This is a genomic window from Mycobacterium sp. 852002-53434_SCH5985345, from assembly GCF_001667155.1.
Taxonomy (GTDB): domain Bacteria; phylum Actinomycetota; class Actinomycetes; order Mycobacteriales; family Mycobacteriaceae; genus Mycobacterium.
The window spans coordinates 42,324-50,715 of record NZ_LZIE01000041.1; the positions used below are offsets into that span (position 1 = coordinate 42,324).

General features: G+C 69.4%; 1 protein-coding gene. It reads left to right on the top strand.

The window, feature by feature from the left end; all coding sequences use genetic code 11:
- Window positions 1-34 precede the first annotated feature (34 nt).
- On the top strand, window positions 35-8,392 hold an 8,358-nt coding region (locus tag A5756_RS08965), incomplete at its 3' end, for a non-ribosomal peptide synthetase (protein WP_066950828.1).

Genomic DNA, 8,392 nt, shown 5'->3' on the forward strand with positions numbered 1-8,392 from the left:
GGGGTATGGGGCGGGTGGAGCTTTGGGGGAGTCGATGGGAGTTGGTGATCGCGCACTTCCGCTGACGCGCGGACAGCTGGACATCTGGCTTTCGCAGGAAACGGGCTACGTCGGCACGGAGTGGCAGCTCGGGCTCTTGATAAAAATCGAGGGCGCACTGGATCGGGAGGCCCTCGAGCGCGCCCTCCGTCAGGCCGTTGCCGAGGCCGAGGCCGGCAGGGTGTCGTTCTTCGAGGTCGACGGCCAGGTTGTGCAGAAGCCGATCGACTACCCGGACTTCGAGCTCGACTTCCATGACCTGACTTCCTCGCCCGACCCGGTGGGGGAAGCCCGTACGATGTCCTCGTCGATCCAGCGCACGCCGATGGCATTGAACGGCCAGCTGTTCAAATTCGTGTTATTCCAGACACAGGCCGCCGAGTTCTATTTGTTCGGCTGCTGCCACCACATCGCAGTCGATGGATTGGGCATGGCGCTGGTATGCCGTCGGGTTTCGACGATTTATTCGGCGATGGTCGCCGGAAAACCCATTCCCGATGCCTATTTCGGTTCGGCGCAGGATTTGGTCGACATCGAGTCGGAATACGAAGCGTCGCCCGATTATCTGGACGACCAGGCGTATTGGAGCAGCAACCTTCCGCCGGAAACCGCATGGGTCGATCGGCCCGCAGCCGACACCACGAGCGGCAAAGACCACTACTCGCCGTCAGCTTCCGTCCAGTTGGACCCGTCCGTCACCACCCGGATCAAGGAGCTGTCCAAGAAGCTGGGCATCCGCCGGTTCTCCGTCACCACCGCGGCGTGCGCGCTCTTGGTGCGGGCGTGGTCGGGGAGTGGTCCTGAGGTAGCGCTCGACTTCCCGGTGAGCCGGCGGGTACGTCCGGAGTCGAAGACGCTTCCCGGGATGTTCGCCGGGGTGGTGCCGCTGGTGCTGAACACGTCACCGACGGCCACCGTCGCCGACTTCTGCAAACACGTCGACACGCGAATCCGGGAGTTGTTGCAGCACCAGCGATTCCCGGTGCACACCCTGGAGAGTGACGGTCTGCGGCAGGCGGCGAATCGGGTCGGGATCAATTTCCTTCCGATGAGGCTGACGCTGGACCTGGCCGGTTCCCCGGCCACGGCGTCGTACACGAATCACGGGCCCGTGGGGCACTTCAGTTTGTTCTTCATGGGCGCAGGTGACCAGCTCTTCCTCAGCACCGCGGGGCCGGGGCAACCGTTCGCGGACTTCGGCGTCGCCGACCTGGCGGCGCGCATGCAGCAGGTGCTGGAGGAGATGACCGCCGACCCGGAGCGGTGGCTGGCCTCGATCGATCTGCTGGCCGCCGACGAGCCGGCCCAAATCGACGAGTGGAGCAACCGGGCGGCCTTGACGGCGCCGGTGCCTACCCCGTCGTCAATCCCGGTGGCCTTCGCGGAACACGTGCAGCGCGCGCCCGAGGCCCTGGCGGTTACCTGTGCCGCCAAGTCGTTGACCTACGCCGAACTCGACGAGGCCTCCAACCGGCTGGCCCACCTGCTTGCCGGTCATGGCGTGGGTCCGGGTGACTGCGTCGCAGTCATGTTCCCCCGCTGCGTCGACGCGATCGTGGCCATGCTCGCGGTGCTGAAAACCGGTGCTGCCTACGTGCCGATCGATCCGGCGCACTCGGCGGCGCGCATGGAATTCGTGCTTGCCGACGCGGGACCGAGCGCGGTGATCACTACGGCGGACCTGCGCTCGCGCCTGGACGGGCGCGACCTGTTGGTCGTCGACGTGCACGACCCGGCGGTCGAGGCTCAGCCCAACACCGCGCTGCCCGCGCCCGCCGCGGACAACATCGCCTACATCATCTACACCTCCGGAACCACCGGGACCCCCAAAGGCGTTGCGATTCCTCATCTCAACGTCACGTGGCTGATCGAGTCGCTCGACGCCGGCCTGCCTAAGGGGCAGGTGTGGACGCAAAGCCATTCCTCGGCGTTCGACTTCTCGGTGTGGGAGATCTTCGGCGCCCTGCTGCGGGGCAGACGCCTGCTGGTGGTGCCCGAGTCGGTGGCGAGCTCGCCGGAAGACCTCCACGATCTGCTGGTCGCGGAGAAGGTCAGCGTGCTCACGCAGACCCCGTCCTCGGTTGCGATGCTGCCCGCGGACGGCCTGGAGTCCACCGCCTTGGTGGTGGCCGGCGAAGCCTGCCCGACCGACGTGGTGGATCGGTGGGCGGCGCCCGGGCGGGTGATGCTGGACGCCTACGGTCCGACGGAAACCACGGTGTGCGCGTCGATCAGCAAGCCGTTGACCCCCGGATCCGCTGTGGTGCCGATCGGTTCGCCGATCGCCGGCGCGGCAATGTTCGTGCTCGACAAGTGGTTACAGCCGGTGCCCGCCGGTGTGGTCGGTGAGCTGTACCTGGCCGGTCGCGGCGTCGGCTGCGGATACGTGCGCCGCGCCGGGTTGACTGCATCCCGGTTCGTGGCCAACCCCTTCGGTGGCCCCGGAGCCCGGATGTACCGCACCGGTGACCTGGTCTGCTGGGGCGAGGACGGGCAGCTGCAATACTTCGGCCGCTCCGACGAGCAGGTCAAGATCCGCGGCTACCGCATCGAGCTCGGCGAAATCCAGTCGGTGCTCAAGGGCCTCGACGGGGTGGAAAACGCCGCCGTGATCGCGCGCGAGGACCGCCCCGGCGACAAGCGCCTGGTCGGATACATCACCGGCACGGCCGATCCGGCCGCGATCCGAGCCGCGCTGGCCGATCGCCTCCCGCCGTACATGGTGCCCGCCGCGGTGGTGGTGCTCGAGGCGCTGCCCCTGACGGGCAACGGCAAACTCGACAAGCGAGCCCTGCCGGCACCCGAATACGCCACCGCCGAATACCGCGCCCCCGGCGACGCAGTCGAGGAGATCCTCGCCGACATCTACGCCCAGGTGCTGGGCCTGGAGCGGGTCGGTGTCGACGCTTCCTTCTTCGACCTCGGTGGCGACAGCATCCTGTCCATGCAGGTGGTGGCCCGCGCCCGTGCGGCGGGGATCCTGTTCCGGCCGCGCGACGTGTTCGTCGAGCAGTCGGTGGCCCGGCTGGCCCGGGTGGCCGAGGTGGCGGCCGACGGCGCGGGCGGTGTCGCCGACGACGGCGTCGGGCCGGTGGTGGCCACCCCGATCATGCGCTGGCTGCAGACCATCGACGGGCCGATCGAACAGTTCAACCAGACCATGGTGGTGCAGGCGCCGGCCGGGGCAGGCGAGGCCGACGTGGTGGCGGTGCTGCAGGCCCTGCTGGATCGCCACGCCGCGCTGCGGCTGCGCGCCGACGACGACGGTGCGGGCGGCTGGTCGCTGCACGTGCCCGAGGTCGGTGCGGTGGACGCGCGCGGCTGCGTGCACGCCGTCGAGACGCTGTCCGAAGAGACATTGGCGGAGGCGCGGTCGCGGTTGAACCCGGCCGCCGGGGTGATGGTCAGCGCGGCGTGGGCCGCGCCGACGGGCCAGCTGGCCCTGATCATCCACCACCTCGCAGTCGACGGTGTGTCGTGGCGAATCCTGTTGGAAGACTTCAACATCGCCTGGGCGCAGCATCACAGCGGGCAGCCGATAACCTTGCTGGCACCGGGCACGTCGTTCGCCCGGTGGTCGTCGCTTCTGGAGGAGTACGCCCAGCGCGCCGACGTGGTGGCCCGGGCGGACGAATGGCGACAGGTGGCGGCCACCCCGGCGGCGTTGCCCGCGGCGCAACCCGATGTCGACACCTATGTGACGGCAGGCCAGCTCTCCGTGTCGCTGGACGTCGACACGACCCGACTGCTGCTCGGCGAGGTGCCGGCCGCGTTCCACGCCGGCGTGGGCGACATCTTGTTGATCGCCTTCGGGCTGGCGTTCGCGGAATTCCTGGGTACGGGCGCGGCGCCGATCGCCATCGACGTGGAGGGCCATGGACGCCAGGAAGAACTGGCTCCCCGGGTGGATCTGTCGCGCACCGTCGGCTGGTTCACCACCAAATACCCGGTGGCGCTCAAGAGCCGCCGGCTGAGCTGGTCGCAGGTGGTGGCCGGCGAGGCCGCGCTGGGCGCGGTGATCAAGGACGCCAAGGAACAGCTGCGCGCCCTGCCCGACGGGCTGACCTACGGCTTGCTGCGCTACCTGAACGCCGAGGTGGACCTGGACGGGGCGGACCCGGTGATCGGGTTCAACTATCTGGGGCGGCTCGGCGCGGGCGCCGACCTGTCCGACGACTTTTGGCGGGTCAGCCACGACAGCCTGGCCGTTGCGGCCGTGGCCACCGCGGTGCCCATGCCGCTGGCGCACACGGTGGAAGTCAACGCCGGCACCATGGACACCGAGGCCGGCCCGCACCTGCAGGCCAACTGGACGTGGGCCCCGTCGGCGCTGGACCACGAGCGCGTTAACCGGTTGAGCCAGTTGTGGTTTGAGGCGCTGGCCGGGATCTGCGCGCACGTCAAGGCCGGCGGCGGTGGGTTGACCCCGTCGGACATCGCCCCCGCGCAGCTCAGCCAGCAGCAGATCGACGAGCTCTGCCGGCAAGGCAGCGTCGCCGACGTGCTGCCGCTGACCCCGGTGCAGCAGGGACTGCTGTTCCACACCGCCTTCGCGCAGGATATGGACGACCTGTATGCGGTGCAGCTCGGCATCACCGTCCGCGGCGCACTCGACGCGGCGCGCCTGCGCGAGGCGGTGCACACCGCCGTCAAGCGGCACCCCAACCTGGTCGCCCGGTTCTCGGAGGATTTCGGCGAGCCGGTGCAGGTCATCCCTGCCGATCCGCAGATGGCCTGGCGGTACGTGGAACTCGACGACGGCAACGTCGATGACGAGGTCGAGCGGCTGGCCGCCGACGAGCGCGCCGCGGTGTGTGACCTCGCTGAGAAGCCGTCGTTCCGGGCCGCGCTGATCCGTACGGCGCCCGACCGGCACCGGTTCGTGCTGACCATTCACCACATCGTGGTGGACGGCTGGTCGCTGCCGGTCCTGCTGCAGGAGGTCTTCGCCAGCTACTACGGGGAGCGGCTTCCCGCCGCCCCGTCGTACCGCAGCTTCGTCACCTGGCTGACCAATCAGGACCGCGCCGCCGCGCAAGCGGCATGGGCGCAGGTGCTGGCCGGCTTCGAGACCCCCACCCTCGTCGGCCCCCTCGGACACATCGGGCGGCGCGGCGTCGCCGCGTTCCATGTGCCCGCCGAGACCACGAAGGCGCTGGGCGAGCTGGCGCGCTCGTGCCGCACCACCATCAGCACCGTGTTGCAGGGCGCGTGGACCCAGCTGCTGACCTGGCTGACCGGGCAGCACGATGTGGCCTTCGGCACCGCGGTTTCGGGGCGGCCCCACGAATTGGCCGGCGCGGACGCGATGGTCGGCCTGCTGATCAACACGGTGCCGGTGCGCGCGACCGTCACCCCGACAACCACCGTCGCCGAACTGCTGGACCAGTTGCAACGCCTGCACAACGACACCGTCGACTACGAGCACCTGGCGCTGCCCGAGATTCACCGCGTCACCGGTCACGACCAGTTGTTCGACACCCTGTTCCTCTACGAGAACTATCCGATCGACGCGGGCGCGCTGTTGGGCGTCCACGAATTGGCCGTCACCGATTTCAGCAGCCGGGAGTACAACCACTACCCGCTGTCCGTTGTGGCCTCGCCGGGCCACGAACTGAGCCTTCGCGTCGAGTTCGACACCGAGGTGTTCAGCGCCGCCGCCATCGACACGCTGATCGAGCGCTTGCAGCAGGTGATGGTGGCCATGACCGCCGATCCCTCCCGCCGCCTGTCCTCGATCGACCTGCTCGACGCCGCCGAGCACGGCCGGCTCGACGAGTGGGGCAACCGGGCGGTGCTGACCGAGACGGCGCGGAAGCTGGCCTCGATTCCGGAGCTGTTCGCCGCCCAGGCCGCGCGCGCCCCGGAGGCAGTGGCCATCACCGACGGCGACCGTTCGTGGACGTACGGCGAGGTCGAAGAGTCCGCTAACCGGCTGGCGCACCTGCTGGTGAGCCGGGGCGCCGGGCCGGGGGAGCGCGTCGCGGTGCTGTTCCCGCGGACGGCCGAGGCCGTGGTGGCGATTTTGTCGGTGCTCAAGACCGGGGCGGCCTACCTGCCGGTCGACCCGACGGTGCCGGCGGCGCGGATCGAGTTCGTGCTTGGCGACGCCGCGCCGATCGCGGCCGTCACCACCGCGGACGTGCGATCGCGGCTGGACGGGTCGGGCCTGGAGATCATCGAATTCGACGACCCGGCCGTCGCGACCCAATCCAGCGATGGGCTGCCCGCGCCGTCCGCGGAGAACATCGCCTACATCATCTATACGTCCGGTACGACCGGCACCCCGAAGGGTGTGGCGGTGCCGCACCGCAACGTCACCCAGTTGTTGGAGTCGCTGGACGCGCAGCTGGCACTCGGGCAGGTGTGGACGCAGTGCCATTCGCTGGCGTTCGACTTCTCGGTGTGGGAGATCTTCGGGTCGCTGTTGTACGGCGGCCGGCTGGTCATGGTGCCCGACAGTGTGGTCCGTTCACCCGAAGAGTTGCACGCCATGCTGGTTCGCGAACAGGTCAGCGTGCTCAGCCAGACGCCGTCGGCGTTCTATGCGCTGCAGACCGCGGATTCGCTCGCCCCCGAGCTGGGTCAACAGCTCAAGCTGCAGACGGTGGTGTTCGGTGGTGAGGCGCTCGAGCCGCATCGGTTGGGCAAGTGGTTGCACAACCACCCGGGTCTGCCGCGGTTGATCAACATGTATGGGATCACCGAGACCACGGTGCACGCCTCGTTCCGCGAGATCGTCGACGGTGATGTCGACACCAACGCCAGCCCGATCGGCTTGCCGCTGGCGCATCTTGGCTTTTTCGTGCTGGACGGGTGGTTGCGGCCGGTGCCCGAGGGCGTGGTCGGTGAGCTGTACGTGGCCGGGCGCGGTCTGGCGCATGGGTATGTGGGCCGGCCGGGGCTCTCGGCGACGCGGTTCGTGGCGTGCCCGTTCGGCTCAGCCGGGGCGCCTGGACAACGCATGTACCGCACCGGCGACCTGGTCCGCTGGGGCGCCGATGGCCAGCTGCAGTACATGGGCCGCGCCGACGAGCAGGTCAAGATCCGCGGATACCGCATCGAGCTCGGCGAGGTGCATGCCGCGCTGGCGGCGCTGGACGGGGTCAACGAGGCGGCGGTGATCGCCCGCGAGGACCGCCCCGGCGACAAGCGCCTGGTGGGCTACGTGACCGGGACCGCCGATCCGGCCGAGATCCGCAACCAGCTCGGCGAGCGGCTGCCGACCTACATGGTGCCCACCGCGGTCGTGGTGCTCGAGGCGCTGCCGCTGACGGTCAACGGCAAACTCGACACCCGCGCCCTGCCGGCACCCGAATACTCCGATGCCGATCACTACCGCGCGCCGAGCACCGCCGTCGAGGAGATCTTGGCCGGCATCTACGCCCAGGTCTTGGGTGTGGAGCGCGTCGGGGTCGACGACTCGTTCTTCGACCTCGGCGGTGACAGCATCCTGTCGATGCAGGTCGTCGCCCGCGCCAGGGCGGCCGGCGTGGTCTGCCGCCCGCGCGACATCTTCGTCGAGCAGACGGTGGCCCGGCTGGCCCGGGTGGCCGGCGTGGCCACCGATGACGACGTCGTCGACGAGGGCATCGGCGAAGTGGTCGCGACCCCGATCATGCGCTGGCTGGAGAGCGTCGACGGTCCGGTCGAGCAGTTCAACCAGACCATGGTGGTGCAGGCCCCGGCGGGAGTGAGCGAAGCCGACGTGGTGCTGGTGCTGCAGGCTTTGCTGGACCGGCACGCCATGTTGCGGCTGCGGGTCGACGACGACGGCGCGGGGGACTGGTCGCTGCGGGTGCCCGAGGTCGGCGTGGTGGATGCCGCCGGGTGTTTGCACACCGTGGAGACGTTGTCCGACGCGGCGCTGTCGACGGCGGTCTCGCAGCTGAACCCGGCCAGCGGCGCGATGCTGCGCGCGGTGTGGGTGCCCTCCACGGGCCAGCTGGCGTTGATCATTCACCACCTGGCCGTCGACGGCGTGTCGTGGCGAATCCTGTTGGAAGACTTGAACATTGCGTGGGCTCAGCACCACAGCGGTCAGCCGGTGGCGTTGCCGGTGGGCGGGATGTCGTTCGCCCGGTGGTCGTCGCTGTTGGCGGAGCACGCGCGCCGGCCGGAGGTCGTGGACCAGGCGGAGGCCTGGCGGCAGATCGCGTCGACGCCGGCGCCCTTGCCGGCGGTGCGGCCCGACATCGACACCTACGTCAGCGCGGGTCAGCTCTCGGCGTCGCTCGACGCCGACACCACCCGGTTGTTGCTGGGCGAGGTGCCCGCGGCGTTCCACGCGGGCGTGCAGGACATCCTGTTGATCGCGTTCGGGCTGGCCTGGGCCCAGTTCGTCGGCACCGGC